The sequence below is a fragment of the Streptomyces sp. Mut1 genome, from assembly GCF_030719295.1.
GTDB lineage: Bacteria > Actinomycetota > Actinomycetes > Streptomycetales > Streptomycetaceae > Streptomyces > Streptomyces castrisilvae.
In genome coordinates, this window is the sequence record NZ_CP120997.1 from 362,092 (window position 1) to 388,788 (window position 26,697).

General features: G+C 73.6%; 26 protein-coding genes. 17 read left to right on the forward strand and 9 right to left on the reverse strand.

Annotated features, from left to right (window positions below; translation table 11 throughout):
• Positions 1-9: 9 nt before the first annotated feature.
• Positions 10-1,269 carry an FAD-binding protein gene (locus P8A18_RS01430; RefSeq protein WP_306050965.1) on the reverse strand — a complete coding sequence of 420 codons (1,260 nt, stop codon included), beginning with the start codon at positions 1,267-1,269 and terminating at the stop codon, positions 10-12.
• Positions 1,270-1,694: 425 nt separating this feature from the next.
• On the opposite strand from P8A18_RS01430, the gene P8A18_RS01435 reads away from it, so the two are divergent.
• On the forward strand, positions 1,695-3,194 hold the full coding sequence (locus P8A18_RS01435; protein WP_306050967.1) for a sugar transferase: 1,500 nt from the start codon (positions 1,695-1,697) through the stop codon (positions 3,192-3,194).
• A gap of 81 nt (positions 3,195-3,275) precedes the next feature.
• Here the strand turns inward: P8A18_RS01435 and P8A18_RS01440 are convergent, their stop codons facing one another.
• The gene (locus P8A18_RS01440; RefSeq protein WP_306050968.1) at positions 3,276-4,253 is read right to left on the reverse strand and encodes a GDP-L-fucose synthase family protein; all 978 of its coding nucleotides are present in this window, start codon (positions 4,251-4,253) and stop codon (positions 3,276-3,278) included.
• A gap of 112 nt (positions 4,254-4,365) precedes the next feature.
• Between P8A18_RS01440 and gmd the strand changes: the two genes are divergently transcribed.
• The 4 genes from gmd (at position 4,366) to P8A18_RS01460 (ending at position 9,356) form a co-directional block, all read left to right on the forward strand.
• Complete coding sequence (gene gmd, locus P8A18_RS01445) at positions 4,366-5,379, forward strand: GDP-mannose 4,6-dehydratase (protein WP_018551009.1); 1,014 nt, start codon at positions 4,366-4,368, stop codon at positions 5,377-5,379.
• Positions 5,380-5,578: 199 nt separating this feature from the next.
• On the forward strand, positions 5,579-7,831 hold the full coding sequence (locus P8A18_RS01450; RefSeq protein WP_306050970.1) for a LamG-like jellyroll fold domain-containing protein: 2,253 nt from the start codon (positions 5,579-5,581) through the stop codon (positions 7,829-7,831).
• Entirely contained in the window at positions 7,831-8,532 is a 702-nt protein-coding gene (locus tag P8A18_RS01455) for an Rv1352/Rv1906c domain-containing protein (RefSeq protein ID WP_306050972.1), read from the forward strand. The genes P8A18_RS01450 and P8A18_RS01455 overlap by 1 nt, the downstream gene beginning before the upstream one ends.
• Positions 8,529-9,356 (forward strand): glycosyltransferase family 2 protein, encoded by an 828-nt coding sequence (locus P8A18_RS01460; RefSeq protein WP_306050974.1) that lies wholly within the window; start codon positions 8,529-8,531, stop codon positions 9,354-9,356. The genes P8A18_RS01455 and P8A18_RS01460 overlap by 4 nt, the downstream gene beginning before the upstream one ends.
• Here the strand turns inward: P8A18_RS01460 and P8A18_RS01465 are convergent.
• Positions 9,328-10,521, reverse strand: a complete 1,194-nt coding sequence (locus P8A18_RS01465; protein ID WP_306050976.1) for a glycosyltransferase — start codon at positions 10,519-10,521, stop codon at positions 9,328-9,330. The genes P8A18_RS01460 and P8A18_RS01465 overlap by 29 nt on opposite strands.
• Before the next feature lie 116 nt (positions 10,522-10,637).
• Between P8A18_RS01465 and P8A18_RS01470 the strand changes: the two genes are divergently transcribed.
• Positions 10,638-12,149 (forward strand): hypothetical protein, encoded by a 1,512-nt coding sequence (locus tag P8A18_RS01470; RefSeq protein WP_306050978.1) that lies wholly within the window; start codon positions 10,638-10,640, stop codon positions 12,147-12,149.
• On the opposite strand, the gene P8A18_RS01475 is transcribed toward P8A18_RS01470, so the two are convergent.
• Genes P8A18_RS01475 through P8A18_RS01485 form a run of 3 tightly spaced genes read right to left on the reverse strand, consistent with a single transcriptional unit; the run spans position 12,115 to position 16,357 of the window.
• A complete protein-coding gene (locus tag P8A18_RS01475) occupies positions 12,115-13,362 on the reverse strand; it encodes an MATE family efflux transporter (protein ID WP_306050980.1) in 1,248 nt (415 codons plus the stop codon). The two genes, P8A18_RS01470 and P8A18_RS01475, sit on opposite strands and share 35 nt — an antisense overlap.
• A complete protein-coding gene (locus tag P8A18_RS01480; RefSeq protein ID WP_306050982.1) occupies positions 13,359-15,098 on the reverse strand; it encodes a lipopolysaccharide biosynthesis protein in 1,740 nt (579 codons plus the stop codon). The genes P8A18_RS01475 and P8A18_RS01480 overlap by 4 nt, the downstream gene beginning before the upstream one ends.
• Positions 15,095-16,357: a glycosyltransferase gene (locus P8A18_RS01485; protein WP_306050984.1), complete on the reverse strand. Its 1,263-nt coding sequence runs from the start codon at positions 16,355-16,357 to the stop codon at positions 15,095-15,097. Before P8A18_RS01485 ends, P8A18_RS01480 begins: the two co-directional genes overlap by 4 nt.
• Before the next feature lie 212 nt (positions 16,358-16,569).
• On the opposite strand from P8A18_RS01485, the gene P8A18_RS01490 reads away from it, so the two are divergent.
• Entirely contained in the window at positions 16,570-17,016 is a 447-nt protein-coding gene (locus tag P8A18_RS01490; protein ID WP_018551000.1) for an FAD synthase family protein, read from the forward strand.
• Here P8A18_RS01490 and P8A18_RS01495 read toward each other — a convergent pair.
• Both P8A18_RS01495 and P8A18_RS01500 read right to left on the reverse strand, forming a co-directional pair.
• A complete protein-coding gene (locus tag P8A18_RS01495; protein WP_306050986.1) occupies positions 16,985-17,716 on the reverse strand; it encodes a CDP-alcohol phosphatidyltransferase family protein in 732 nt (243 codons plus the stop codon). The two genes, P8A18_RS01490 and P8A18_RS01495, sit on opposite strands and share 32 nt — an antisense overlap.
• A gap of 151 nt (positions 17,717-17,867) precedes the next feature.
• Positions 17,868-18,572, reverse strand: a complete 705-nt coding sequence (locus P8A18_RS01500; RefSeq protein WP_306050987.1) for a ribonuclease H family protein — start codon at positions 18,570-18,572, stop codon at positions 17,868-17,870.
• 148 nt (positions 18,573-18,720) lie between these two features.
• Between P8A18_RS01500 and P8A18_RS01505 the strand changes: the two genes are divergently transcribed.
• The 3 genes from P8A18_RS01505 to P8A18_RS01515 all read left to right on the forward strand — a co-directional run bounded on the left by P8A18_RS01505 (position 18,721) and on the right by P8A18_RS01515 (position 20,309).
• A complete protein-coding gene (locus tag P8A18_RS01505) occupies positions 18,721-18,882 on the forward strand; it encodes a DUF6381 family protein (RefSeq protein WP_306050989.1) in 162 nt (53 codons plus the stop codon).
• Positions 18,883-19,032: 150 nt separating this feature from the next.
• Positions 19,033-19,767, forward strand: coding sequence for an SDR family NAD(P)-dependent oxidoreductase (locus P8A18_RS01510; protein WP_306050991.1), 735 nt, complete (start codon positions 19,033-19,035; stop codon positions 19,765-19,767).
• A 23-nt stretch (positions 19,768-19,790) separates the two neighbouring features.
• Complete coding sequence (locus tag P8A18_RS01515) at positions 19,791-20,309, forward strand: HAD domain-containing protein (RefSeq protein WP_306050993.1); 519 nt, start codon at positions 19,791-19,793, stop codon at positions 20,307-20,309.
• 7 nt (positions 20,310-20,316) lie between these two features.
• Here the strand turns inward: P8A18_RS01515 and P8A18_RS01520 are convergent, their stop codons facing one another.
• Positions 20,317-21,186, reverse strand: coding sequence for a UbiA family prenyltransferase (locus P8A18_RS01520; protein WP_306050995.1), 870 nt, complete (start codon positions 21,184-21,186; stop codon positions 20,317-20,319).
• A 119-nt stretch (positions 21,187-21,305) separates the two neighbouring features.
• On the opposite strand from P8A18_RS01520, the gene P8A18_RS01525 reads away from it, so the two are divergent.
• The 7 genes from P8A18_RS01525 to ligD all read left to right on the forward strand — a co-directional run bounded on the left by P8A18_RS01525 (position 21,306) and on the right by ligD (position 26,688).
• Positions 21,306-22,361, forward strand: coding sequence for a type III polyketide synthase (locus P8A18_RS01525; protein ID WP_018550994.1), 1,056 nt, complete (start codon positions 21,306-21,308; stop codon positions 22,359-22,361).
• Between the two features lie 12 nt (positions 22,362-22,373).
• On the forward strand, positions 22,374-22,901 hold the full coding sequence (locus P8A18_RS01530; protein WP_306050997.1) for an isoprenylcysteine carboxyl methyltransferase family protein: 528 nt from the start codon (positions 22,374-22,376) through the stop codon (positions 22,899-22,901).
• On the forward strand, positions 22,898-23,911 hold the full coding sequence (locus P8A18_RS01535; RefSeq protein ID WP_306050999.1) for an NAD(P)/FAD-dependent oxidoreductase: 1,014 nt from the start codon (positions 22,898-22,900) through the stop codon (positions 23,909-23,911). The genes P8A18_RS01530 and P8A18_RS01535 overlap by 4 nt, the downstream gene beginning before the upstream one ends.
• A gap of 46 nt (positions 23,912-23,957) precedes the next feature.
• Positions 23,958-24,590: a class I SAM-dependent methyltransferase gene (locus P8A18_RS01540; RefSeq protein WP_306051001.1), complete on the forward strand. Its 633-nt coding sequence runs from the start codon at positions 23,958-23,960 to the stop codon at positions 24,588-24,590.
• Between the two features lie 167 nt (positions 24,591-24,757).
• Complete coding sequence (locus tag P8A18_RS01545) at positions 24,758-25,015, forward strand: hypothetical protein (protein WP_306051003.1); 258 nt, start codon at positions 24,758-24,760, stop codon at positions 25,013-25,015.
• Positions 25,016-25,018: 3 nt separating this feature from the next.
• Positions 25,019-25,642 (forward strand): hypothetical protein, encoded by a 624-nt coding sequence (locus P8A18_RS01550; RefSeq protein ID WP_306051005.1) that lies wholly within the window; start codon positions 25,019-25,021, stop codon positions 25,640-25,642.
• 77 nt (positions 25,643-25,719) lie between these two features.
• Positions 25,720-26,688 (forward strand): non-homologous end-joining DNA ligase, encoded by a 969-nt coding sequence (gene ligD, locus P8A18_RS01555; protein ID WP_306051007.1) that lies wholly within the window; start codon positions 25,720-25,722, stop codon positions 26,686-26,688.
• Positions 26,689-26,697: the final 9 nt, after the last annotated feature.

The window sequence follows — 26,697 nt, forward strand, 5'->3', positions numbered from 1 at the left end:
GCGTGCGGGTCAGCCCGGGAAGTGCCGGTCCAGGAAGTCGTTGCGGAAGGTGCCGGACGGGTCGAGACGGGCCATCAGCTCTTCGAAGTCCCCGTAGCGCGGGTACAGCGTGCGCAGGACCTCGGGGGCCGTGCCGAAGACCTTGCCCCAGTGCGGGCGGGCGCCGAAGGGCGCGAGGGCCTCCTCGATCCCGGCGAGTACCGGCGCGACGGCCGCCGCGTCGGGCACCCAGGTGAAGTGGAACGCCACCGAGTCCCGGCCGTACGCGGGGCTCAGCCACAGGTCGTCGCCCGCGACCCCGCGGATCTCGGAGATCTGGAGCACCGGCGCGATCCGCTTCCTGAGCCGGGCCAGGGCCTCGTACGCGGCGGCCGCGTCCCGGCGGGCCACGAAGTACTCCGACTGGAGCTCGTCGCCGTTGCTCGGGGTGAACTCCAGCCGGAAGTGCGGCAGCCGGCGGTGCCAGGGCCCTGGTACGCCCTGCTGGCGGGTGCAGTTCCCGGCCGGGACGCCGGGGATCGGGTGCCGGGAACCGTCGGCGAGCCGGGCTCCGAGCCACTCGGCCGGCATCGGCCGCGGCCCCTCGTCCCCCACCCGCTGTTTCAGCCACACCTGGCCGACCGGTCCCGGGCTCCAGTCGGTGAAGACACTGACGCTGTAGGCGGCCGCCATCACCTCGTCGAAGCCCTCGGTCAGGGCCGCCTCGGGCAGGTCCTCGTACACCCACTGCTGGATGTCGAAGGCGGGCACGACGTCCAATTCCAGAGCGGTCACCACACCCAGCGCGCCCAGGGACACCACCGCTCCGGCGAAGTCCGGCTCCCCGCGGCGCAGGGTCCGCGTCCCGCCGTCGGCCGTCACCAGGTCCAGGGCACGGACGCAGCCCGCGAGCGAGCGGTTGCCCACGCCCGAGCCGTGTGTCCCCGTCGCGCAGGCCCCGGCGGCCGAGATGTGGGGCAGCGAGCCCAGGTTGTGCAGGGCGAAGCCGCGCTCGTGCAGTTCGGCGGCGAACTCGCCGAAGCGCAGTCCCGCGCTCAGCCGGACCGTGCGCCGGGCCGGGTCGATGTCGACGACGCGCGGAAGCCCCGCGACCGAGACGAGGTCCCCGTGGGTGTCGGCGACCGCGTTGAAGGAGTGCCGGGTGCCCAGGGCGCGTACCGCGTCGGACGCGGCCACCGTCTCGCGCAGTTCGGCGACCGACCGCGGTGTGCACAGCCGCCTCGCGCCGAAGGTGATGTTGCCGGCCCAGTTCATCTCCGCGGGGGTCACCGTGCGTCCCTCTTCCACTCGTGGCCGGGCAGGTGCTCCCGGGCACCGCATTCTCCCAGACGGCACCGCGCCCACCGGAAGCGAGCGGACCATATACCGTGCCCGCGACCGCGCAACCACGTACCGTAGCTGGCACAGCCGCGGTACATATCCGCACACCGGCCGATTGGAGCACGCCCGCATACCAACAGATGCGCACAGAACCTGAGATCAGGTACGGAACGGGACAGGTCCGGGATCACCGTGACTGTCTGAACTTCACCGGAACTCCAGCGAAATGCCATGTGTGTGGATATCGTGCACCGAGCGAGGGCGCATCCGTCTGTCCACAGGATCGACGGATGCGCCCCGTTTGTGACGATGCAACTGTGACTGGGGGGTTCATGGGGCATGTCGAGCTACCCGAATCCGGCATATCGAGAACCGTGGGACTGGCGGGAGCGCCGCGTCCGCGGACCGCTTCCGGCCCGGCGCGCGGCCGGGGCTTCGACCGGCCGGAGCAGGTCCCGGCCGTTTCGCGCGGACGTGGCGCCGGGGCGCCCCACACCGGTCCCGGCCGGCTGCTGCCCCTGGTCGTCTGCGTCGAGTTACTGGGCCTGGGGTTACCCGGCTGGCTCGTCCTGCGCGCCGACGGACAGCCGAAGGCCCTGGCCGGCGCGGTCGCGGCCACCGTGGTGTGGTGCGGGGTCCGGGCCGGGCGGGGACGGTACGCGTTACGGGCCCCGGGCCGTCCGCCGGGGGCGCTGACCACGCCCGGCGACTGGTTACTGCTCATCGGCCTGCTGGCGGTGCTCTGGACGGTGCTCGACGCGTCCATCGACCCGGCGGCGGCCGTCGTGGCGCTGATCCCCGGACTTCTGACGGCGGCGGCCGCCTCCTGGGCGCGCAGGCTCACCCGGTCGGGACGGCGGAGAACCGAGCGCCGGGTGCTGGTGGTGGGCGAGGCCACGGGGGTGGACCGGGCGGTGGGGGTGCTCACCTCCCGGGAGGACCACGGCTATCGCGTCGTGGCGGCCCTGCCGGTGGGCGCGGCGACGCTGAGCTGCGAGGCCCCGGTGCCGGGGCGGCTCGCACCGGCCCCCGCCGACGACGACGTCTCCACGGTGCTGGGCGCGGCCTTCGCCCACGAGGCGGACCTGGCGCTGGTGGTCCCGGGCCCGCAGTTCGCCGAGGAGCGATTACGCCGGCTGACCTGGGGGCTGCACGACGGCGGGCTGGAACTGTCCGTGCTCTCGCACCTCTCGGAGACGGCGGCGGACCGGGTCCGACCGTCCTCGGCCGCCGGGCTGACCCTGCTGCACATCGTGCCGCCGCTGCGCCGGGGGCTCCAGCCGGCCCTGAAGGCGACGGTGGACCGGGCCGGCGCGGTGTGCGGTCTGGTCGCGCTGGCCCCGCTGCTGGTGCTGATCGCGGCGGCGGTCCGGGTCACCTCCAAGGGGCCGGTCTTCCACCGGCAGATCCGTCAGGGGCAGCACAACCGCCCGTTCACCATGTGGAAGTTCCGCACGATGGTGGCGGACGCCGAGCAGCGCAAGGCGCGGCTGGCCGCGGTGAACGAGAACGACGGCCCCATGTTCAAGATGCGCCGCGATCCCCGGGTCACCCGTCTCGGCCGGCTGCTGCGCCGCTCGTCGCTCGACGAGTTGCCCCAGCTCATCAACGTACTCAAGGGTGACATGTCCCTGGTCGGCCCGCGTCCGCCGCTGCCGGACGAGGTGTCCCGCTACGACGAGCGCGAGCTGAGGCGGCTCGCGGTGAAACCCGGGCTGACCGGCCTGTGGCAGGTCAGCGGCCGGTCCGACCTGTCCTGGCAGGAGACCGTCTCGCTCGACCTCTGGTACGTCGACAACTGGTCGGTGGCCACGGACATGGGGCTCATGGCCCGTACGCTGCGCGCCGTCACCGACGGCCGCGGGGCGTACTGAGGGCGGGGGCCGATGCGCGTCAGGGGAAAGCGCCGGGTGGTCCGCCCGTCGGGGACGGGCCGCCCGGCCGCGGGCCGTGGGCTACGCTCCCCGCTGCCGGAGCCACCAGGAGTAGGTGCCCGCGATGCCCTCGCGCAGCGCGATCCGCGGCTTGAAGCCGAGCGCGGCCAGCCGGGAGACGTCCAGGAGCTTGCGCGGGGTGCCGTCCGGCTTCGCCGTGTCCCAGACGACCTCGCCCTGATACGACGTCACATCGCCGACCACAGAGGCCAGTTCGCGGATCGTCAGGTCCTCGCCGGAGCCGACGTTGACGGGCGCGTCCTCGTCGTAGCGCTCCAGCAGCAGGACGCAGGCTGCCGCCAGGTCGTCGACGTGCAGGAACTCGCGGCGGGGGTTCCCGGAGCCCCAGAGCGTGACGGCCGGGGCGCCGCGGTGCCGGGCCTCGTGGAAGCGGCGTATCAGGGCGGGCAGGACGTGCGAGGTCTCCAGGTCGAAGCTGTCGCCGGGACCGTAGAGATTGGTCGGCATGGCACTGATGTAGGAGGCGCCGTACTGGTGGCGGTAGGACTGGATCTGCACGATGCCGGCGATCTTCGCGAGGGCGTACGCCTCATTGGTCGGCTCCAGCGGGCCGGTGAGCAGGGCGCTCTCGGGGATCGGCTGCGGGGCCAGCTTCGGGTAGATGCAGGACGAGCCGAGGAAGAGCAGCCGTTCGGTGCCCGCCGCGTGCGCGCCCGCGATCACGCTCAGCTGGATGCGCAGGTTGTCCTCGATGAACTGCACGGGATACGTGCTGTTGGCCATGATCCCGCCGACCCGGGCGGCGGCGAGCACGACGGCGTCCGGGTGTGTCCGGCGCAGAAAGGCGGCGGTCCGCTCGGCGTCCCGCAGATCGAGGCGGTCACGGCCGCACGTGATCACGTCATGACCTTCGGCGGTGAGGCGTCGGGCCACCGCGGAACCCACCAGACCGCGGTGGCCGGCGACGAACACACGGGCGCCCGGACGTAACAGGGACGGGACGGGTTCCTGAGGAGGGCCGGGGAGATCAGTCGTCATGTTTTCGGATTGTGCCAGCAGCCGGGACACGCGGTGCCGGTTTGCCGCAGATCGCTCAGACATCGAAATTTCGTGACCAACTGCCCCTCGGGCGACCAGAGAAGGGGGAAACGTGGCGAAGACCGCGCTCATCACCGGCGTGACCGGACAGGACGGTTCGTACCTGTCGGAGCTGCTGCTCCAGAAGGGATACACGGTCCACGGCCTGATCCGCCGCTCGTCGAGCTTCAACACCGAGCGGATCGACCACATCTACCAGGGCCCGGAGCAGGAGGACCGGTCCTTCGTGCTGCACCACGCCGATCTGGCCGACGGGGTCGCGCTGGTGAACCTGCTGCGGGACATCCGGCCCGACGAGGTCTACAACCTGGGGGCCCAGTCGCATGTGCGGGTCTCCTTCGACGCCCCGCTGTACACGGGCGACGTCACCGGGCTCGGCACGATCCGGCTGCTGGAGGCGGTACGGGCCAGCGGTATCGACACCCGTGTCTACCAGGCCTCGTCCTCGGAGATGTTCGGCGCGAACCCGCCGCCGCAGAACGAGCTGACCCCGTTCCACCCGCGCAGCCCGTACAGCGTCGCCAAGGTCTACTCGTACTGGGCGACGGTCAACTACCGCGAGGCGTACGGGATGTTCGCGGTGAACGGGATTCTGTTCAACCATGAGTCGCCGCGCCGCGGGGAGACCTTCGTGACCCGGAAGATCACCCGTGGGGTGGCCCGGATCAAGGCGGGCCTGCAGAGCCGGCTGCACCTGGGAAACCTGGACGCGGTGCGCGACTGGGGTTACGCCCCCGAGTACGTGGACGCGATGTGGCGGATGCTCCAGTGCGACACCCCGGACGACTACGTGGTGGCCACCGGTGAGGGGGTCAGCGTCCGGCAGTTCCTGGAGTACGCCTTCGCGCACGCGGGCCTCGACTGGCGCGAACACGTGCGCTACGACGCGAAGTACGAGCGCCCCAGCGAGGTCGACGCACTCATCGGGGACGCCTCCAAGGCCGCACGGCTGCTGGGCTGGAAACCGGCCGTGCGGGCGCGGGAGCTGGCCAGGATCATGGTCGACGCCGATGTCCGCCAGCTGGCCGACCAGCTCGCCGGGGCCGCCGTGCGGGTGGACCGGTGAGGCGCCCCGGGCGTCGGACAGGCGCCCACTCCCGGACGTCGCTCCCCGCGACGGGCCGGGCAACGGACTCCGGCGCACACCCCCGCCCCACCGGACACACGGTGGGACCGGACGCGCCGGTACGGGGCGGGCCACTGGGCCCCGCCCCCTCAGTAACCGCGGCCCACCGGCCGCAGCTCGTTCTCACCTTCGGAGCTGAATGATGAACGCAACCACGGGGCGCCGGCGCGGCCGGGTGCGGGCCGCGGCCGCGGCGCTCGGCCTGCTCGCCGGGGCCCTGAGCGCCGCCGCAGCGGGCAACTCACCGGCCGCCGCCCTCACCCCACCCATCTCGATCACCGCGGACGACCTGTCCACCTGGCAGACCAACGGCATCGTCTGGGCGATGGCCGCGTCCGACGACGGTGTGGTCTACACGGGCGGCACCTTCTCCACCGTACGGCCGCCGGGCGCCGCCTCCGGCACGTCCGAGCAGCCGGCGGTGAACTTCGCCGCGTTCGACGCCGCGACCGGGGCGCCCACCGGCTGCTCCCTGTCGTTCACGCTCTCCTCCGGGACGGCGACCGTGCGCGCGCTCGCTCTGTCGCCGGACGGCAAAACCCTGTACGCGGGCGGCCAGTTCGGGGCGGTGAGTGGTGTCGGGGTGAGCAATATCGCCGCCATCGACACCGCCACCTGCACCCCGCGCCAGAACTTCAAGGTCGCCGTCTCGGCCACCGTGCGGGCGCTCGCGGTGACCGACGACACGGTGTATCTCGGGGGTGACTTCAACTCCGTCGCGGGGCAGACCCGCAACAAGTTCGCCGCCGTCACGACCGGCGCCGCGCTGAAGCCGTGGACGGCCAACGCCGACGAGGCCGGCCGGGCCGTCGAGGTCACACCGGACGGCCGGCACGTCGTGATCGGCGGGGACTTCTTCACCGTGAACAAGACCTCCTCGCACGCGCTGGCGGTGGTGGACGCGACCACGGGCGCGCTGACCAGGAGCTATCCGGGCTTCATCCCGAACACCTCCACCGTGCAGGACCTCACCAGCGACGCCAGGCAGTTCTACACCGCCAACGAGGGCACGGGCGGCGGGGTGTTCGACGGACGGATCGCGCTCGACCTCACCACCTTCGACCAGGTGTGGCGCGACACCTGCCTGGGCGCGACACAGGCCCTGCTCGTCCACAACGGGGTGCTGTACAGCGGAAGTCACGCCCACGACTGCGCGTCCATGGGCGAGTTCCCCGACCAGCCGCGCAAGCACCTGCTGGCCCAGTCGGTGGACGACCCGAAGCTGCTGCCGTGGTTCCCGGACACCAACGACGGGATCGGGGAGCCGGTCGGTCCGCGCGTGATGGCGCAGACGGACAAGGGCGGCCACCACTACCTGTGGGTGGGCGGCGAGTTCACCACGGTCAACAGCAAGGCGCAGCAGGCGCTGACCCGGTTCGCCGACGGGCCCGACACGGGGGCGCCCTGGGTGCCCAACGTCAGCGTCTCCACGGTCGCCCCGAACAAGGTGGACGTGAACTGGCAGACCAGCTTCGACACCGACGACGGGACCCTCACGTACCGGATCTACAAGGACGGGGCGACCACCCCCGTCCACACGACGACGGGCTACTCCGTGTTCTGGGACCGTCCGCAGCTGCGGTGGACGGACACCGACGTCGCGCCCGGTGAGACGCACACCTACCGGATCACCGCGAGCGACGGCGTCAACACCAGCGCCAAGTCCCCCGCGGTGAGCGCGACCGTGGCGTCCAAGGCGGAGAGCTATCCGGCCAGGGTGCTCTCCGACGGAGCGGCCCTGTACTGGCGCTACGACGAAGGCACGTCCACCTTCGCCGCCGACACGGGCGCGCGGCTGGACAACGGCTTCCTGCGCAACGCTCCCTCCTACCGGCAGACCCCGGCAGCGGTGTCCGGGCCCTCGACCGCCATCGGGTTCAACGGGAGCACCCAGTACGCGTACAGCAACCGGAGCCGGTCCGACACGGCGAGGTTCTCCGTGGAGACCTGGATCAAGACGACGACGACCCGGGGAGGGAAGATCATCGGCTTCGGGACCAACACCATGGAACTGAGCGGCAAGTACGACAAGCATGTGTACATGCTCAACAACGGGCGTCTGGCCTTCGGCACCCACAAGGGCGGCGGCGGTGGCCAGACCGTCACCACGACCGGGGCGTACAACAACGGCGCCTGGCACCATGTCGTCGCCACCCAGGGTTCCGGCGGCATGGCCCTGTACGTGGACGGACAGCTGCGCGCCTCCAACGCGCAGTACACCACGAACGAGAGCTACACCGGCTACTGGCGGGTGGGCGGGGACAACCTCGCGACCTGGCCGAACCGTCCGACGAGCAACTTCTTCGCCGGCCAGATCGACGAGACCGCCGTGTATCCGGCCGCGCTGACCGCCGCCCAGGTCAGTGCCCACTACGCGCTGAGGACGGGTTGATGAGGAACCCGTTCCCGGCCTGCGCCGTCGCCGTGCTCACGGCGGCGGCGCTGGCCGCCTGCGGCTCGTCCTCCTCCGGCCCAGGCGCGGAGAGGACGCCGGAAGCCGGCCCCGCGGCGCCCTCCGCGCCCGTGGCCGGTTCCGAGGCTGGTTCCCAGGGGTCCACACCGGCCGGGCCGCTGGCCTCCCGCGGCAGCGAGCCGCCCAGGATCCCCAGCGACCGGCTGACGCCGGCCACCGGCACGTTCACGAAGAAGCAGAAGGAGTATCTGACCGACCGGGTGCCCGTGGGCACGGACCCGGCGGCGGTGCTCCAGACCGGGCAGGAGACCTGCGACCGGCTGGCCTACCTCGTCAAGGTGGACCCGGACCTCGCGGCCGGCGCCGTCGTGGCGGGCGAGGTCTCCGGAGCGGAGCCCGCGGCCGCCCACCTGTGCACCCAGCACCGGGAGCTGGTGGAGCGGGCCGCGCACGGGTACGCCGACGGCACCCACCGGGGCAAGGAACTGCGACCCGGCCGCTACCGCGACGTCTCCCCCACCGCGAGCTGCACCTGGGAGGTGACCGGGCCCGGGGGCAAGGACCTGGCGTCCGGCTCGTCCGCCGGCGGGAAGCGGAGCACGGTCACCCTCCCGGAGGCGGCCGTCGCATTCACCTCCACAGGCTGCTACGCCTGGCTGCCCGAAGGGGACAACGGATGAACAAGCTGCCCATAGCCGTGGCCATCCCCACCAAGAACGAGGGGCTCAACATCGCGGAGGCGGTGAGGTCGGTCATCGACCACTTCGAGGCGGTCGTCGTCGTCGACTCGCACAGCGCCGACGACACCGCGAAGATCGCCGCGGAGTGCGGCGCCGAGGTCGTCCTGTACACCTGGGACGGCGGCCACCCCCGGAAGAAGCAGTGGTGCCTGGACCATGTGCGCACGGACCTGGGGTGGATCCTGCTGCTCGACGGGGACGAGCGGCTCAGCCCCGGGCTGCTGGCCGAACTGCGGGAGATCTTCGCCGATCCGGACAGCCCGAAACCGGCGGCGTACGACATCCCGCTCGGGTACTGGTTCTCGGGGAAGCGGCTGCGGCACGGCTACACCATCCGCAAACGCTCACTGACCGACCGCACCCGCTGCCACTACCCGGAGGTGGGCGATCTGGACGCGCCCGGGATCGGCGAGGTGGAGGGGCACTACCAGCCGGTCGCGCAGAGCACGGCGGCCCTGCGCCACCCGATCGAGCACCAGGACCTGGACCCGGTGACCGCCTGGTTCGAGCGGCACAACCGGTACTCGGACTGGGAGGCGTGGCTGGAGCACCATCCGGAGGTCAAGGAACAGGTGCGCCGGGCCAAGTCCCGGCAGGGGCAGCTGTTCCACAAGGCGCCGTTCAAACCACTGGTGTCGTTCCTGTACATGTATGTGTACCGGCGGGGCTTCCTCGACGGGCGGGCGGGCTTCGACTTCGCCCTGGCGATGAGCTTCTACCGGTGGCAGATCGCGCTCAAGTCACGGGAGCGACCGGCCGGTTGAGGCGGCGCCCGGCCCTTCGGCGGACCACGTCCTCATAGGTCCGCCGGAGGGTGTCCGTCACCACCCCGATGGTGAAGTGCTCGTTGACCAGCTCCCAGGCGGCCCGTCCGGCCCGCGCGTTGGCCTCGGGCTCCAGCAGTTCCAGGACCGCACGCGCGACCTTGCGGGCGTTGTCCTCGTCCTCGCCGACCCGGCTGTCGATCACCCGGCCGGCCCCGGCCCGCGCCACATCGGGGCCCAGCCCGCAGGTGCGGGTGATGACCGCCGGGGTGCCGACGGACATCGCTTCGAGCACGGAGACGCCGAGAGGTTCCTCGATCGACGGCAGCACATAGACATCGGCCTCCCGTCCCGCCGCCAGCACCTCCTCGTGGCCGAGCGGTCCGACGTGGTCCAGCGCGTCCAGGACGCCGAGTCCCCGGGCCAGTCCGAGGGTGCCGGGCAGGGCGCCGGTGTCCGGGCCGGCCAGGACGAAGCGGGCGTCCGGGTGCTCGGCGAGGACGGTGGGCATCGCGGCGACGAAGTCCTGCGGGCGCTTGCGCTCCTGGATCCGGGCGAGGAAGAGCACGGTCGGCGGGCGCCCCTGCTCGCGGGCGGGCTTGAACTCCTGCGGGCGCACCCCGTTGACCAGGCGTACGGTCCGGGTGAGCGCCACGGGGGCGGCGACGGCGTTGACGTCGATCCGCTCGGCCTCGGTGAGGTGGAGCACCGCGTCGGCGCCACGCAGGACCTTGCGCACACCCAGCAGATCGGTCAGCTGGGCGACCCGCTTCTCGGTGGGGTCCACCATGCCGTGCGTCTGCACGACGAGGGGTGTGCCGGAGGCCAGGGCGAGCAGGGCGGCGGGCAGCGTCACCAGATCGCGCATCAGGTGGACATGGACGAGGTCGGCGCCGCGCATCATGCGGCGCGCGGTCCTCAGCAGGGCGCCGGAGGTGATGCCGCTGACCTCGAACATCGGCAGCAGGTGGCGGGCGCGGAAGAGATGGACGGGCACCCCCTCCACCTCGTCGGGCAGCGGGCCTTCGAATCCGTCGCCCAGGGCCATGATCCGGGCGTCGTCGCCGCCCGCGCGCTGGACCTTGGAGAGGTTCAGGGCCACCCGGGTCGGACCGCCGAACGCGTGGTCCGGGGTGTGCAGCGTGACGATGTGCAGGATCTTCACCAGGGTCCCCCTCGCCCTCGTCCGACCCCGCACAGACTAGTCGCCACATCTCCTCAAGTGTGGTGATTCGTTAAGGTGTTGACCGGCGGCACACCTGCTCGACGAACGGGGAACCCATGGCGTCCGTGCACGAGGGGCCGCCGGCCGCGCCGGTACGGGAGGGCGGTTCGCGTCCTCCCGTCGAGCCGCCCGCCGCGCCGCTGTCCTGGGCGATGCTCTCGCGGGCGCTGGCCCTGCCACTGATCCTGGGTCTGGTGTGCTTCCTGCCCGCGCTGATCGCCGCCCAGCCCGGCACCGGGGCGCGGGACACCGCGTACTGGCTCCAGCTCGTCCTGACGTGCTACTCCGGCGCCCGGCTCGCCACGATGATCCTTTCCACCCGCCGCCGGCTGCTCCAGGGCGTCTTCTGGATGTTCGTGTACATCGCGATGGGGGTGGCGCCGTTCGCCCAGGCGGTGATCGGTCAGACGCCGACGCCGCTGGTCGGGCCGCGCGCCGACCTGGTGACGGCGGTGGCGCTGGTCCTCGTGGGGTGTGCCGCCTTCGACCTGGGCGCGCTGCTGGCGTCCCGGCGCCCGCTGCGCCGGCGGACCGCGCCGCGCGGTGGCGGTGGCGCCGGGGCCATCGCGCATCCGGCGCGGCTGCGGCTGCTCGTACTGGTCGCGTTCGCGGCGAGCGGGTACTACGTGCTGAAGCTCGGCGGGCCCGCCGTCTTCTTCTCCAGCAGGCAGGAGATCAGCGCCTCGGTCGCCGAGAGCGGGGTGGCGGCGGGCGGGTCCCAGGTGGGCTCGGCGTTCCTGAAGGGCTTCGGCACGGTGCCCGCCCTGCTGGCGCTGCTGTTCTACACCCGTCGTCTGGTGACCTCGCGCCGGGCACGGCGCTCGCCGTCCACCGTGCTGGTCTGGTGCGCCCTCGCGCTCGTCAACCTGGTCGTGAACAACCCGGTCTCCAACGCCCGTTACTGGTTCCTGACGGTGCTGATCTCGCTGCTGTTCACGGCGTTCCCGAGCAGCGCGGCGATGTACCGGTCGGTGCTGGCGCTGGGGGTGGCCGGCGCGCTGGTGCTGTTCCCGTACGCGGACCGGTTCCGTTACGACGACGAGGGGTACCGGCCGGTCCAGTCCTCGTCGGTCTTCGAGCCGCTGGCCACCAAGGACTACGACCAGACGGTCATGTTCGCCAACACCATCTCCTGGGTCGGCACCCGTGGGCACACCTACGGCCGGCAGCTCGCCGGCTCCGCCTTCTTCTTCGTGCCCCGGGCGGCGTGGAGCGGCAAGCCGGAGGACACGGGGGTGCGCGTCGGGCAGTGGATGGGGATGAACATGACCAACCTCTCCGCGCCGCTGTGGACGGAGCTGTGGGTGGACTTCGGGGCGGCCGGGATGATCGGCGGTCTGGCGCTGACGGGGTACGGGGCGGCGCGCACCGACCGCCGTTACGCGCGGGCGGTCTCCCGGGACGGGCCGGGACCGGGCAGTGTGCTGGCGGTCGCGGCGCCGCTGATCGCCGGATACACCTTCATCCTCCTGCGCGGCCCGCTGTTGCAGGCGGCGGGCAAGCTGGCCATCGCGGCCCTGTGCCTGGCGCTGGTCACGAGTTTCCGGCCGGGGCGGCGCCCGCGCTGACGGGCGCCCCGGCCCGAGCGCCGTCGCGGGCCAGCCGGGCCACCCGGGTCCAGGTGGCGACCGCCTTGCACACGGACCCCAGACACAGGCCCCAGGCGGCGCCCAGCACCCCGCCCAGCAGGTAGCCGCCGGCGAGGAAGACGACCGCGGCGAGCGAGAAGACGATCTGGATGGCGAGCGTGGTGCGCGGGTCGAGGAGCCTGAGGGCGAGCAGCCCGCAGGTGCCGACGGCCATCGCCGCGTACTGGCTGCCGGTGGCCGGGAGCAGCGCCGCGGCGGTGGGCCAGGTCTCGCCGAGCAGGTGGCGGCCGACGGAACCGGGCAGCAGGGCGAGGACGGTCGCCCAGGCGGCCGCGGTCAGGGCCAGGGCGACGGCCAGGGCGGCGGTGGCGCGCACCCGGAGCCGGTCGGTGTCGAGCCGTCCCAGGAGCGGGGGGCCGAAGCCGGTGGCGGAGGTGAACAGCACGTTGAGCGGTCCGAAGAGGGTGGTGGCGCCGCGCAGGGCACCGACGACGAGCGGGTTGCCGACCGCTCCGAGGCCGAGCACGGAGAGCTGGGAGGTGGCGTTGCCCACGCCGAACTCGACGACGAACCGGCGGCCGAGGTGCCCCTTGCGCAGCAGCGGCCTCAGCGACACGGGGCTCCCGGCGGTCCTGCGGTGCAGTGCGGCCGCCGACAGCAGGAGCGCGGGCAGCGCGGAGAGCCCCCACACGGCGATCAGCCGGGCGGCCGGTGCCCCGTGCGGCTGGACGGCCAGCGCGCCGATGACGCAGACGAGCCGGAGGGTGTCGGCGGCCAGGGCGAGGTGCTGGGCGTGCAGGGTGGCGAAGACGTAGCGGGCGGTGTCCTGCCCGAGGACGACGGGCAGCACGAGTCCCAGCGCCATCAGGGCCTGGGCGGTGGCGCCCGGCAGCAGGGCGCAGACGGCGGCGAGCGGCCAGCCGATGGCGGTGGCGGCGAGCAGGGTGAATCCGGCGGCGGACCGGCAGGCGCCGCGGGTCTCCTCGCCGTCCCCCCGGCGCAGGACGAGGGGCTGGCCGGTGTAGGCGCCGGACACGCCCAGGAGGACGGTGAAGACGAGGTAGACGGCGGAGAAGCGGGCGAAGCCGGAGACGGAGGAGAGCCGGGCGGCGACCACCAGGACCAGGATGTTGGTGAGGGCCGCCACCCCCTGGTCCGCGACCGAGCAGGCGATCGCGGTGCGGGCCCTCATCTGCGTCCTGCGGCGCTGTTGCGGCCGCCGCCGCGTCCGGGGCCGCCGGGGCCGCCGTCCAGGGCGCGCAGGCCCATCGTTTCGGCAGGGTCGCCGGTGCGGCCCGACGGGTCGGGCTCCCCGTACCGCCTCCGGTCGGCGTGTTCCTGCCCGGCCGGCTGCCCGGCCGGGCGTACGGCGGCCTTGCGGCGGGCCCGCCGAACCGGCCGGCCGTATCCGGGGTGGAGCAGGGTGCCGAGCACCGAGCCGCCCGCGGCGCCGATGATCTCGCGGATACGTTCCAGGTCGCTGCGGTGCACCTCGCGCGGCCGGCAGACGACCACGACGTCTTCGACGCGGTCGACGAGCGCGACGGCGTCGGCGTACGAGAGGACGGGCGGGGCGAGCACGATGACGACGGCCCCGGGTCTGCCTCCCTCGGCGAGGATGCGGGTGACGGGTGTGGAGGTCAGGGCGCGCGGCACGTTGTCGGTGCGGCGGCCGGCGACCAGGGTGAAGGCGCCCGAGCCCGGTACGTCCACGTTGGCCCGGCTGTCGGCGGGCCAGTTGTGGTTCTCCTGTCCCGTCGCCCAGCGCGGCCCCGGGCCGGGGGCCGCGGCGGCGAGTTCGCCGGCCAGGGACGGGGTCCGCAGATCGGCCTCGACCAGCAGGACGTCCCGGCCCATCTCGGCGAAGGCGGCGGCCAGATTGACGGCGGCCGCCTTGGCGGTGTCGTTGTCGCCGCGGGGGGTGGTGACCAGGAGGCGGCGGCGTTCGGCGAAGGAGGTGTCGTACGCGAGCCGGAAGGCGACCGCCCGGTACTCCTCGGCGAGCCTGCTGCCGGGGCGCCCGATCGCGAGCAGGGCGCGGGCCGCCGCGCGCTCCCTGGGCAGGGTGCCGAGCAGCGGGGCCCCGAGCGAGCGGACGAGTTCCCTGGTGGAGCGGACCGCCGGGTCGAAGACGAGGCGCACCCAGGACATCAGCAGGCCGAGGGCGAGTCCGACGACAGCGCCGAGTCCGAGCAGCAGGGGGAGCCCGGCCCCGGTGGGGTGCGTCGGGGCGACGGGCTTCTTGTTGAGGTAGCCGGGTGTGGTGTCCAGCGCGCGCAGTTCGGAGATCTTCTGGTTGAGCGCGGAGATGGCGACGATGAGGTTGGCGCGTGCGCTGGTGACGTCGTCGCCCCCGGTGCCGGTCTCCTGCGCGGCGAGCCGGTCGCGCTGCTCGGTGAGCGGTTTGAGCTGGGCGCGGTAGCCGTCGATCATGTTGTCGATGCTGTCCTCGGTGCGCTCCCTGCGGATCTCCAGGTAGGCCTCGGCGAGCGCCTCGGCCCTGGCCCTGGCCTGTTCGGGGGTGCGGGCGGTGTAGGAGAACTTGAGGACGAGGGTGTTGGGCGGGTTGGTGACCTGGAGCCCGGAGAGCAGTTCCCCGACCTCCACGGTGTCGCCCAGTTTGGTGAGAGTGCCGGACGCCACCGTGCCGACGGCGTCGCTGACGGCGGTCTGGCGTTCGGAGCCGATGTTGATGCCCTTGTCGGCGGAGGCGCCCGCGGCGAAGGGGTCGGAGGTGGCGGAGCGCACGGAGACCTCACCGGTCGCGGCGTAGGTGTCCTCGCCGCCCAGGCCGAGCCAGGCACTGCCGAGGAGGCCCACGAGCACACCGATGACGAGGAGGGCCCGGTAGCGCAGGAGCTGGCGGAACTGGTCCCTGAGCAGCGCGGGTTCGTCCTGGTCGTCGAGCGCGCGGATGGGGTGGGTCACGGGCGTGGTCTCCCTCGGTCGTCCTGAAGGGCCTCGGTGAGCAGGGCGTCGAAGCGGGCGAGCGCGGCCTCCCGGCCGAGGTGGCGTGCCACGTACCGCGGTCCGTGGGCGCCGAGTCCGTCGGCCTCGGCGGGTGACTCGACGAGCTTGCGGACGGCGCCGAGCACCGCGGCCGGGTCCTCGGGGGCGACGAGGAGCCCGGCCCCGGAGCGGCGCACCTCCTGGGCGGTGCCGCCCTCGTCGGCGACGGAGGCGACGACGGGGCGTCCCGAGACGAAGTAGGAGGTCAGCTTGGAGGGCACGCTCATGTCGAGCACCGAGGCGCGCTGGGTGACGGCGAGGACGTCGGCGGCGGCCAGGATGTCCGTGAACTCCTCGGCGTCGGCGGGCGGGAGGAAGTCGAGGTTGGGCAGCCCGGCCGCGCGGGCCCACAGGGTGTCGCGCTGGTTGCCGTCGCCCATCAGGACGATGCGGATCTCCGGGGCGAGCCGGGCCGCGTCGACCAGGACCTCCAGGCCCTGTTTGAGGCCCATGTTGCCGGAGTGCAGGACGACGGGCGTCCCCTCGCGCCAGCCGAGCCTGGCCCTGGTGGCCGCCCGGTCGGCCGAAGGCGCCCGCACATGGCTCCAGTTGGGGACGAGGCGGATGCGCCCGGGGTCGACCCCGTAGGCGGTGACACGGGGGACGAAGCTCTCGTGGATGACGCCGACGAGGGTGGCGGCGCCCAGGGCGTACCGCTCGGCCCGGGAGGCGAGGGCCGCCGCCCGGCCGCCGCCCCGGATGCCGCTCTGGGCGGCGGCAGCGCCCATCAGGTCCTGGACGACGGGGAGGTAGGGCACCCGGTGGCGGCGGGCGAGCCGGGCGCCGATGACACCGCCGGCGAGGCTCGGCATCTGGGAGATCACCGCGTCGGGCCGCTGCCTGGGCGGTGCGGCAAGGCCGTGCGCGAGGACGCTCGCCTCGAACGCGGCCCTGCGTAACGCGCTCTGCCGGGGCGGCACGTAGTGGCGGCGCCGGTGGACGGTGACGCCCGCGCGGTGCTCCTCGGTCCGCCACACCCCCCGGTAGGGCTCCTCGGTGCGCCAGGACGGGTAGTGCGGCATGCCCGTCAGCACATGGGTGTCGGCGCCGCGCGCGGCCCAGTGCTCGGCGAGCTGGGCGGCGTACGGGCCGATGCCGGTCAGTTCCGGCGCGTAGTTGGTGGAGACCACCAGCAGGCGGCGGTGCTCCAACGGTCTGCGGTGCTCTTCGTCTGCCACCGGACGTTCGCCCTTCCCCCCGGAGCCACGTGTGTTCCACCGAGGAACAGCCCCAAAAGCGAGCTTATCCGTTCACGAGATGAGCAAGTGGTCTCCACAGTAAGGTCGTTGCACCATCAACACCGATACCGAAATCCCACCGGACCGGATGCCATGTCCGGAAACCTTCCGGTGGGCAGCGGACGTCACGTCCGCGTGGGGGGAGAGAACGGATGGTGCACAGGGTCGGCTACGCGCCGGGGGTCTACGACCTGTTCCACGTGGGTCACCTCAATATCCTCCGGCATGCCCGCAGCCAGTGCGACTACCTGGTGGCGGGGGTCGTGTCGGACGAGATGGCCGTGCTCGCGAAGGGACACCGGCCGGTGATCCCGCTGCCGGAGCGGCTGGAGATCGTACGGAGCGTGCGGTACGTGGACGCGGCGTTCGTCGAGACCGTCCCGGACAAGGTCGAGACGTGGCAGCAGGTCAGGTTCGACGTCATCTTCAAGGGGGACGACTGGCGGGACACGGACAAGGGCAGGCGGCTCGAACGCGACTTCGCCGAGGTGGGCGTGGAGGTCGTCTACTTCCCGTACACCGTGCACACGTCCAGTACCCAGCTGCGCCGGGCGCTGGACACCCTGGTCAGTACGCCCGGAGCGCTCTCAGCTCCCTGAACCACTTGCCGAGGAACAGCGCGAGGAACACCGCGTGCACGGCGGCGAGCACGGCGTAGCCGGTCCGGAAGGCCGTCTCGTCGCCGAGCAGCAGGAACACCAGGCAGAACACCCCGTAGTCGGCGGGCAGCAGGGCCACCGCCCGCAGCCGGGAGGCCGGCGCGGAGCCGTGCGGGCCCTTGGAGCCGCCCCGGGCCGCCGCCCTGCCGAGCTGTTCGCGCAGGAGACCGGCGCAGAAGGTCAGCACGGCGACGAACAGGAAGCCGAGCGGCAGCAGCAGCCAGCCGTCGGAGGGCAGCGCGAAGCCGCGGTGGAACGAGATCAGTACGGCGGTGTGGACGAGGATCATCTTGGCGCAGTCCACGACGTGGTCCAGCCATTCGCCGTCGGGCCCGCCGCGCCCGGTCAGCCGGGCGAGCTGCCCGTCGGCCGAGTCCAGGGCGAAGCCCACGGCGAGCCCCAGGTAGACCAGCACACCCGTCCACGGACCCGGGCGGGCCAGCGCCACACCGGCCAGGGCCGCGAAGGTGAACGCCGCGCTGACGAGCGTGACCTGATTGGGCGTCATCCTCAGCCTGAACGCGGCGGCGGCGAGGATCCGCCCGGCGGGCCGGTTGACGTACCGCGAGTAGAGCGACACCCCCTTGGCCGGTTTCTGCGCCCCGCGCAGTTCCCGCAGCACCGTCGACGTGCGTTCCATCCGCCCCCCAGCGTGTCGGCGTTCCCCACCGCAGCCGCATCATGGCACGGCCCGGCCCCCGCGCGGGCGGGTTCACGCCACCCGGTGTGTGTACGGGGGGAGTTGGCCCCTGCGCGCCGCACGCCGGGCCTCCCCGGCGTGCGGCGGGCGGTCAGGCGGGGGCGGTCCGGCACTCCGGGTGGCCCCAGCCGTGGTCGTTCTTCGCGATCATGTCCTTGGCGGCGTACGGCTTTCCGCAGTGGCACCGGCCGGCGAACTTGGCGCGGATGGTGGCACCCGCGCGCCCCGTGCTCCCGGCCTTCTTCGCCGTGCTCCCGGTCCGCTTCACCGCGGCACCGGTCCGCCGGCCCTCGGTGGCGCGGGAGGGCGCGGGGACGGGCGTGGCCGAGCCGTGCGAGGTGCCGGCGGCGCACTGGCCGACGGCCGCTTCGCTGGCGGCCTGGTCGGCGATCGCGTTCAGCGGGTCGCCGTCCACCTGGTGGGCGGGCACGTAGACGAACCGCACGGTCCGCTCGCCGAGGAGTTCGTCGATGCGGGTCACCAGCTCGCGGTTGGCGACGGGCTTCCCTGCCGAGGTCTTCCAGCCGTTGCGCTTCCAGCCGGGCAGCCACTTGGTGACGGCGTTCATCGCGTACTGCGAGTCCATCCGCACTTCGAGCGACGCGGCCGTGCCGACCGACTCCAGCAGTTCCCGCAGGGCGGTGAGCTCGGCGACGTTGTTCGTGGCGGTGCCGAGCGGCCCCGCCTCCCACCGCCGCGGTACACCCTCGGCGTCGGCCACCACATAGGCCCAGGCCGCGGGCCCCGGATTACCCTTCGACGCCCCGTCACACGCGGCGATCATGCGCTCGTTCATACCCCCGATCATGCCAGCGCCGGGGGCCGGCTCCGCCACCCTCCCCCACCTGCGCCCATCACGGCGTGTGACGCTTCGTCGTGCGCTGCTCACGGTGCGCTGCTTCTCTGAAGGTGCCCGCTCTTCCCTACCGTCCCGAGGAGTGACGATGAGCGCCGCACGAGACAACGAGCGCGCCCGGCACATGGCCGAGGCCGCCGAGCGCACCAGCGACCCGGAGCAGCGCCGCCGGCTCCAGGAGAAGGCCCGGAAGCTGCGGGAGCGGAGCGAGCAGCAGGACGGCCGGGAGAACAGCGGCCTCCCCGTGTAGCGGCACCGCACACAGACCGGTGGACTGTCACTCTTCCATGAGTGGGTGGCAGTCCACCGCCGCGTTCCCGGGGCGGCCCGGCCCCGTGGCCGGCGGCTTGATCATCCCGCCTACGATGGCCGCACGACGGCGCGAAGCGAGGAGCCTGCCATGAACAGCCAGCGTGTCACCGTGGTCACCGGCGGCAGCCGCGGCATCGGTGCGGCGGTCTGCGTACGACTGGCGGACGAGGGCCACGACATCGCCCTGGCCTACCGCTCCGACTCCGCGGCCGCCGAGTCCGTCGCCGACGCGGTGCGCGCGAGCGGCCGGCGTTGCGTGACGGTCCGGACGGACACCGCCGACGAGGCGGACGTCGACCGGCTCTTCGACACGGCCGCCGCCGAGCTGGGCCCGGTCACCGGCCTGGTCAACAACGCGGGCGTGAGCGGCCCGGTGGGCCCGCTCGCCGACGCCGACGCGGCGGGGATGCGGCGCGCCCTGGAGGTCAACGTCCTCGGCTACCTGCTCTGCGCGCGGCGTGCGGTGCGCGACATGACGCGTACGGGCGGCGGGGCGATCGTGAACGTGTCCTCGGCCGCCGCCACCTTGGGCAGCCCCGGCGAGTACGTGCACTACGCCGCCGCCAAGGGGGCCGTCGACACGATGACCGTCGGCCTGTCCAAGGAGACCGGCCCGGCGGGCATCCGCGTCAACGCGGTGGCGCCCGGAGTGATCCGCACCGAATTCCACGCGGACCCCGAACGCCCCGACAAGCTCGGCCCCGGCATCCCCCTGGGCCGCCCCGGACAGCCCGAGGAGATCGCGGGCGCCGTCGCCTGGCTGCTCTCGGACGACGCGTCGTACGCGACGGGAACGGTCCTGCGCGTGGCGGGCGGACGCTGACCGGTCGCGGGTACGGTGCCCCGGTGACCGCCCCGGACGCGTTGCCGCTGCTCTTCCTCGACGTCGACGGCCCTCTCATCCCGTTCGGCCCGCGCGCCGGCGGTCACCGGACGTACCCGCAGGTCCCGCTTCCGCCCGGGGCGGGCACGCATCCGCTGCTCGCCCGGATCGATCCCGCGCTCGGACCGCTGCTCGCCGCGCTGCCCTGTCAGCTCGTCTGGGCGACGACGTGGGCGGACGAGGCGAACACGGTCGTCTCGCCACGGCTCGGGCTGCCGGACCTCGACGTGGTCGCCTGGCCCGAGTCACCGGAGCAGGAGGAGCGGGACGCGCGGGCCGGGCTGCACTGGAAGACGCGCACGCTGGTGGACCGGGCGGCCGGACGCCCCTTCGTCTGGGTCGACGACGAGATCACCGCGACGGACCGGCGCTGGGTGGCCGCCCGTCGCACCGGCCCGGCCCTGCTGCACCGCGTCGACCCCGCCGCCGGGCTGACCGGCGCGGGCCTCCGGCGGATCGGCGCGTGGCTGCGGGCGGTGTGAAGCCCCCTCACGCCCGGCCCGACCCCCGCGCCGCCAGGAGCGCCACGTCGGCCAGTGCGATGAGGGCGGCGGCGGCCAGGGGGGCCTTGCGGCGGTGGCGGGCGAGGAGGAGGCCTGCCAGGAGTGCCGGGATTGCCAGGGCGAGTGTCAGTGTGCCGGCGGGGCCGGGTGGGCCCGGCGGGGCGAGGGCGAGGATTGCCGATGCCGCCAGGAGGGGGACGGGGAGCAGGAGGCGGGTGGCGGTGGGGCCGAGGCGCTGCGGCAGTCCGCGTACGCCGCCGCGCAGGTCGTCCTCGATGTCGGGGAGGACGTCGGCGAAATGGGCGGCCACTCCGAGCAGGGCGCCGGCGGTCACCAGCCACCAGGCGGGCCCGGGGCCGCCGGGCACGGTCAGCGCGGCCAGGGCCGGCAGGGCGGCGAAGCCGATCGCGTACGGCAGCCAGGACAGGACCGTGGCCTTCAGCTTCAGGTTGTAGGACCAGGCGGCGGCCACCGCCGTCAGGTGCACGGTTCCGGCGAGCGGGCCGCAGGCCAGGGAGAGGGGAACGCACAGCAGTGCCGCGGTGAAGGCCGCCGCCCACACCGTCCGCCGGCTCACCGACCCGTCGGCCACCGGTTTGCCGCCGCGGCCGGCCGCGGCGTCCCGCCGGGCGTCGTACGCGTCGTTGCACCACCCCACCGACAGCTGGCCGCTCAGCACCGCCGCGACGAGCAGGGCGGTGCGGGCGCCGTCCAGGCCCGCCCCCGTGCCGAGGACCGCCGCGATCACGGTCACCGCGGCCGCCGGGCCCGGGTGGCACGAGCGGGCCAGCGCGAGCGTGCGCGGGAACGGCCACGCGGGCGCGGCGCAGGAGCGCGGGGGGTCGGGGGTGCCCATGCCGTGATCGTAGGCACCGGGAGCGGCCGGAGGATGACACCCGCACGGGTTGTTTGCGGTGGTTCGTCCAACTCCCGGGGCAGGGATGAGCGCATGACGCCTCCTCAGCGGGACCCGGGATGACCCGGATCGCAGCCGTGCACGGCACTCTCGCCCCGTACCGCCACACCCAGCGGGAGGTCACCGACATGGTGGCCCGTACCTGTCTGCCCCCCGGTGCCGACCGGCGTGTCCTGGACCGGCTGCACGCGAACGCGCGGGTGCGGACCCGGAACATGGTGCTGCCCCTGGAGCGGTACGGGGAGCTGGACGGCTTCGGGGACGCCAATGACGTGTTCATCGGCGCGGCGGTGGACCTGGGCGCCGACGCGCTGCGCGGGGCGCTGCGGACGGCCGGGCTGCGTCCCGAGGACGTGGACCTGCTGATGTTCACGTCCGTGACGGGGGTGGCGGCACCCTCCGTGGACGCCCGGCTGGTGGGGCGGCTCGGGCTGCGCCCCGATGTGAAGCGGCTGCCGGTGTTCGGCCTCGGCTGTGTGGCCGGGGCGGCCGGGGTGGCCCGGCTGCACGACTACCTCCTCGGCCGGCCCGAGGACGTCGCGGTCCTGCTCTCCGTCGAACTGTGCTCGCTCACCTTCCAGCGGCGGGACGCGACGCCCGCGAACCTGGTGGCGACCGCGCTGTTCGGTGACGGGGCGGCGGCCGTGGTCGCACTCGGCGCGGGCCGGGGCCCCGGCGACGGGCCGGAGGTGGTGGCCACGCGCAGCCGGATGTATCCGGACACCGAGCACGTGATGGGCTGGGACATCCGCGATTCGGGCTTCAAGGTGCTGCTCGACCCCGGTGTGCCGGACGTGGTGCGCCGCTATCTGGCGGACGATGTGCGTGGCTTCCTCGCGGAGCACGGGCTGAAGCCGAAGGATGTGGCGCACTGGGTGTGCCACCCGGGCGGGCCGAAGGTCCTGGAGGCCGTGTCCGATGTCCTCTCGCTCCCGGAGGGGGCGCTCGACGTCACCTGGCGGTCGCTGGCCGAGGTGGGCAACCTGTCCTCCTCCTCGGTGCTGCACGTGCTGCGCGACACGCTGGAGCAGCGCCGGCCCGAGCGTGGTTCGCCGGGTCTGCTGATGGCGATGGGCCCGGGATTCTGCTGCGAACTGGTGCTGCTGCGCTGGTAGGTCGGAGGACTCATGATCTGGTACGCCGCGCTGGTGCTGGCCGTGGCCGGTGAGCGCGTCGCCGAACTCGCCCTCGCCGTGCGCCACACCCGCTGGGCGCGGGCCAGGGGCGGTGTGGAGTCGGGTCGGGGCCACTATCCGGCGATGGTCGCCCTGCACACGGCGCTGCTGGCAGGCTGCCTGGTGGAGGCGGGGACGGCGGGCAGGCCGTTCGTTCCGCTGCTCGGCTGGGCGATGGTGGCGGTGGTCCTGGCCGCGCAGGCGCTGCGCTGGTGGTGCGTCCGTACGCTCGGGCCCCGCTGGAACACCCGGGTCGTCGTCGTACCCGGCCTGCCGCTGGTGACGGGCGGACCGTACCGCCTGCTGCGCCACCCCAATTACGTGGCCGTCGCCGCTGAGGGAGTCGCCCTGCCGCTGGTCCACGGCGCGTGGGTGACGGCCGTGGTGTTCACCGTGCTCAACGCCCTTCTGATGGCCGTGCGGGTGCGGTGCGAGGAGACCGCGCTCGCCTCCGTGTCCCCGGCGGGCGCACCGGCATGATCGACCTGCTGGTCGCGGGCGGCGGCCCGGCGGGGCTGGCGGCGGCGATCCGGGCCGCCGGGCTCGGCATGGAGACGGTGGTCGTGGAGCCGAGGACCGCTCCCATCGACAAGGCGTGCGGTGAGGGCATCATGCCGAGTGGTGTGGCGGCGCTGAAGGCCCTGGGCGTCCCGGTGGCCGGGCATCCGTTGCACGGCATCCGGTATGTGGAGGGGCCCCGCAGCGCGGTCGCGCCCTTCCGTGGCGGGACGGGGCTGGGGGTCCGGCGCACCGCGCTGCACGCCGCGCTGCACCTGCGGGCCCTGGAACTGGGCGTCCGGATCGTCCCGGGCAAGGTCGCCGGGGTGCGGCAGGGCGGGGACCGGGTGGAGGCGGCCGGCCTGACGGCCCGCTGGCTGATCGCCGCCGACGGGCTGCACTCGCCGCTGCGCCGGGAGCTGGGCCTCGACGGGCCCGCGGCGCCGGTCCGCCGGTACGGGCTGCGCCGGCACTACCGCGTCGCCCCGTGGACCGGGTTCGTGGAGGTCCACTGGTCCCGGCACGGCGAGGCGTACGTGACGCCGCTCGGGGACGGTTCGGTGGGGGTGGCCGTGCTCAGCCGCGAGCGGCTGCCGTACGCGGGGCATCTGGCCGCCTTCCCCCGCCTGGCCGCCTCTCTGCGCGGCCGGGAGGCAGGCCCCGTACGGGGTGCCGGGCCGCTGCGGCGGCGGGCGCGGGCGCGGCGGGCCGGCCGGGTGCTGCTGGTCGGGGACGCGGCGGGGTATCTGGACGCGCTGACCGGTGAGGGGGTCGCGCTGGCCGTGGCGACGGCCTCCGCCGCGGTGGAAGCACTCGCCGCCGGCCGGCCGCAGGCCTACCCCGCACGCTGGCAGCGGCTGACCCTGCGCCACCGGTTGCTGACGGCGGGGCTGCTGGCGGCGGCCCGGCGGCCCGCCACGGCCCGGCTGATCGTGCCGGGCGCCCACCTCGCACCGCGCGTTTTCGGTGCGGCGGTACACGCGTTGCAGTAGAAGTAGGAGAGCGCCGGAGCAGTACCGGAGCAGGAAGGAATGGGCCATGTCAGCGGGAGAACCTCGCACCGCGGCGGCGGTGTTCGACGCACTGGGGACCGAATACGAGGAGGCGTTCGCCGGCTCGGCCGCGCACCGCGCCTCGCTGGAGCAGTTGCTGGAGGTCCTGCCTCCGCACAGCCGGGTGCTGGACATCGGCAGCGGCACGGGCCGGCCGACCGCCCAGACGCTCGCCGAGGCCGGCCACACGGTGCTGGGTGTCGACGTGTCGCCGGTCATGGTGGACATCGCGGCCCGGCAGGTGCCGGCCGCCGAGTTCCGCTGCGCCGACGTCCGGGAACTCCCGCTGGAGGAGGGCGGTTTCGACGCGGTGTGCGTGTACTTCGCCCTCTTGCAGATGTCGCGCGAGGAGCAGGCGGAGGTGTTCCGGGTGGCCGGGCGGGTGCTGCGGCCCGGGGGCCATCTGGCCGTGGCGACGGTGCCGCTGGACGTGGAGGGGGTCAGCGGGACGTTCATGGGCCAGCCGGTGGAGGTGACCAGCTTCGGCGAGGACGAGTTCACGACGATGGTGGAGGGGGCCGGCTTCACGGTCCTGTCCCGGGAGAGCAGCATGTTCGTCCCGGCCCTTCCGGCGGCCGTCCCCGAACCCCAGATGTTCCTGCTCGCCCGGCGGCGCTGAGAGGGCGTCGGTCGCCGGGCCCGCCCGGGGGCGGCAGAGGGCGGCAGAGGTGCCGTCGGGCGCCGACCGGCCCACAATGAATTGTCCGACGTGCCGTGGGTACCCGCTCGCGCGAGGCGACCGATGCCCCGCCGCCCGCCCGCGGGGACAAACGACGGAGGATCTTCATGACCGACCGCAGAGCAGAGGGACCCGTCCACTCCGGTGCGTCGCCGAGCCCGCCTCCGGTGCCCGCCGACCTGCCCGACCAGCAGGTCCAGGAGGGCGAGGACCCGATGGACGTGCCGCCGCCGCCCTCCGCGGGCCGCGGCAAGGACGACGCGCACGGGGCGCCCGACCCGGACGAGTCCGGTTCGGGCCGGGGCGCACCGCGCAATGCCGGGGTGCACCCCGAGCACCCGGTGCCGGACGAGTCCCCGGGCTGAGCCGTGTCCGGTGAGCGGCGGGGCGGACGGCGCGCCCTGGTGCGCGGGGCGGCGCCCTGTCTGGCCCTGGCTCTCGCCGTGTCGGCGGTGCCCGCGTACGCGTACACCGGGTCGTCCGGGGCCGTCCGGCGGGCCGCCGCCCCGGACGGCCCGCGGCACCCGGCCGGGGTCTGTGAGCCGGACCGTCGCGCCTGCCCGGACAGAAGCGCGATGCTGTACTGGTACGGCTACTCGCTGGGTCTGCACCCGTTCACCGCCCCGGAGGATGTCCGCAGGCAGCTGACCGAACACTTCCAGCTGTTCCCGGTGAGCGGGGACTGCCCGGACCGTGTCCGTACCGGCGACGCGTGCGACCTGCTGGGCGGCAATCCCGTGCGGGTGGAGTCCGCCGCCGGCGACCATCTGCGGATCGCCACGCTGGCGGGCCACGATCTGGGCGAGGGGCTGCACATCCGGTTCACCTTCAGCCGTACCCTCGGCTTCCACTACCTGGACGTCGCCGCCTGGCAGGACCGGGAGACCTCGTGCACCCGCAGCACGGTCTGCGGGGCGGCGAGCCGTGCCGGCGCCTGGGCGCTGTGGCGGGTGCTCGCGGGGACGCTCAGGGTGTCGGCCCTGACGGCCTGAGACGGTGGGGCCGGGCGGGGCGGTGCCGGGCGCGTCCCGGACTGCGAAGATCCGCCGGGCGTTCGATCATGGAGACTATGGCCCCCCACCCCCCGGACGCAGCCGGGGCGCCCCCGTCGATCGCACCGATGCTGGCTGTTCCCGGTCCCCTGCCCGTGCCCGACACGGGGTGGGCGTTCGAGGCGAAGTGGGACGGTGCCCGCTGTGTCGTCTCGACCCCGGGCGACGGCACGCTCCGGCTGACCTCCCGGGCGCACAACGACGTCACGCCCACCTATCCGGAGCTGCATGCCCTGGGCGACGTGCTGCGGGGGCACAGCGCGGTCCTGGACGGCGAGATCGTGGCCCTGGACGCGTCGGGGCGGTCCGACTTCGGGCTGCTCCAGCGCCGGATGGGCATCATGAACGCGCGCCGCGCCGCCCGGCTGGCGCTGGACTTCCCCGCGCATCTGGTGGTGTTCGACGTGATGTTCCTCGACGGCCGCCCGCTGTCGGCCCTGGCCTACGAGGAGCGCCGCGCGGCGCTGTCCGCCCTGCTGTCCGCCGGTCCGCACTGGTCGGTGCCGTCCTATGTGCACGGGCACGGCGCCAAAGCGTGGGAGACCGTCGTGCGCGGGGGCCTGGAGGGGGTCGTCGCCAAGCGGCTGTCCTCGCCGTACATGCCGGGTGTCCGTTCACCCGACTGGCGCAAGACGAAGCGGGTCGAGACGCATGATGTGGTCATCGGCGGCTGGACCCAGCGGAACGGGGCGCCCGCGGGTGTGCCGGGGGCGGTGCTGGTCGGTGTGGACGACCCGGCCGGTCTGCGGTACGCGGGCTCCGTCGGGTCGGGGATGTCCGACCGGGAGCTGGCGGAGCTGAGGTCGTATCTGGAGGTGATCGGCCGCCCGGGGTCCCCGTTCGCCGGCCCGGTCGATGTGGCCGGAGCGCACTGGGTGGAGCCGCGGCTGGTCGCTGAGGTCAGCGCTTCGCAGTGGACCGCCGCCGGCCGCCTGCGTCATCCGGTGTGGCAGCGGCTGCGGCCGGATCTGACCCGGCTGGGGTGAGCCCGGCCC

Coding starts and splice junctions, on each gene's coding strand:
- P8A18_RS01440 (WP_306050968.1), bottom strand. CDS start 4,253: ATGACGACTGATCTCCCCGGCCCTCCTCAGGAACCCGTCCCGTCCCTG.
- P8A18_RS01450 (WP_306050970.1), top strand. CDS start 5,579: ATGATGAACGCAACCACGGGGCGCCGGCGCGGCCGGGTGCGGGCCGCG.
- P8A18_RS01455 (WP_306050972.1), top strand. CDS start 7,831: ATGAGGAACCCGTTCCCGGCCTGCGCCGTCGCCGTGCTCACGGCGGCG.
- P8A18_RS01460 (WP_306050974.1), top strand. CDS start 8,529: ATGAACAAGCTGCCCATAGCCGTGGCCATCCCCACCAAGAACGAGGGG.
- P8A18_RS01470 (WP_306050978.1), top strand. CDS start 10,638: ATGGCGTCCGTGCACGAGGGGCCGCCGGCCGCGCCGGTACGGGAGGGC.
- P8A18_RS01475 (WP_306050980.1), bottom strand. CDS start 13,362: ATGAGGGCCCGCACCGCGATCGCCTGCTCGGTCGCGGACCAGGGGGTG.
- P8A18_RS01490 (WP_018551000.1), top strand. CDS start 16,570: ATGGTGCACAGGGTCGGCTACGCGCCGGGGGTCTACGACCTGTTCCAC.
- P8A18_RS01495 (WP_306050986.1), bottom strand. CDS start 17,716: ATGGAACGCACGTCGACGGTGCTGCGGGAACTGCGCGGGGCGCAGAAA.
- P8A18_RS01500 (WP_306050987.1), bottom strand. CDS start 18,572: ATGAACGAGCGCATGATCGCCGCGTGTGACGGGGCGTCGAAGGGTAAT.
- P8A18_RS01505 (WP_306050989.1), top strand. CDS start 18,721: ATGAGCGCCGCACGAGACAACGAGCGCGCCCGGCACATGGCCGAGGCC.
- P8A18_RS01510 (WP_306050991.1), top strand. CDS start 19,033: ATGAACAGCCAGCGTGTCACCGTGGTCACCGGCGGCAGCCGCGGCATC.
- P8A18_RS01520 (WP_306050995.1), bottom strand. CDS start 21,186: ATGGGCACCCCCGACCCCCCGCGCTCCTGCGCCGCGCCCGCGTGGCCG.
- P8A18_RS01525 (WP_018550994.1), top strand. CDS start 21,306: ATGACCCGGATCGCAGCCGTGCACGGCACTCTCGCCCCGTACCGCCAC.
- P8A18_RS01530 (WP_306050997.1), top strand. CDS start 22,374: ATGATCTGGTACGCCGCGCTGGTGCTGGCCGTGGCCGGTGAGCGCGTC.
- P8A18_RS01535 (WP_306050999.1), top strand. CDS start 22,898: ATGATCGACCTGCTGGTCGCGGGCGGCGGCCCGGCGGGGCTGGCGGCG.
- P8A18_RS01540 (WP_306051001.1), top strand. CDS start 23,958: ATGTCAGCGGGAGAACCTCGCACCGCGGCGGCGGTGTTCGACGCACTG.
- P8A18_RS01545 (WP_306051003.1), top strand. CDS start 24,758: ATGACCGACCGCAGAGCAGAGGGACCCGTCCACTCCGGTGCGTCGCCG.
- ligD (WP_306051007.1), top strand. CDS start 25,720: ATGGCCCCCCACCCCCCGGACGCAGCCGGGGCGCCCCCGTCGATCGCA.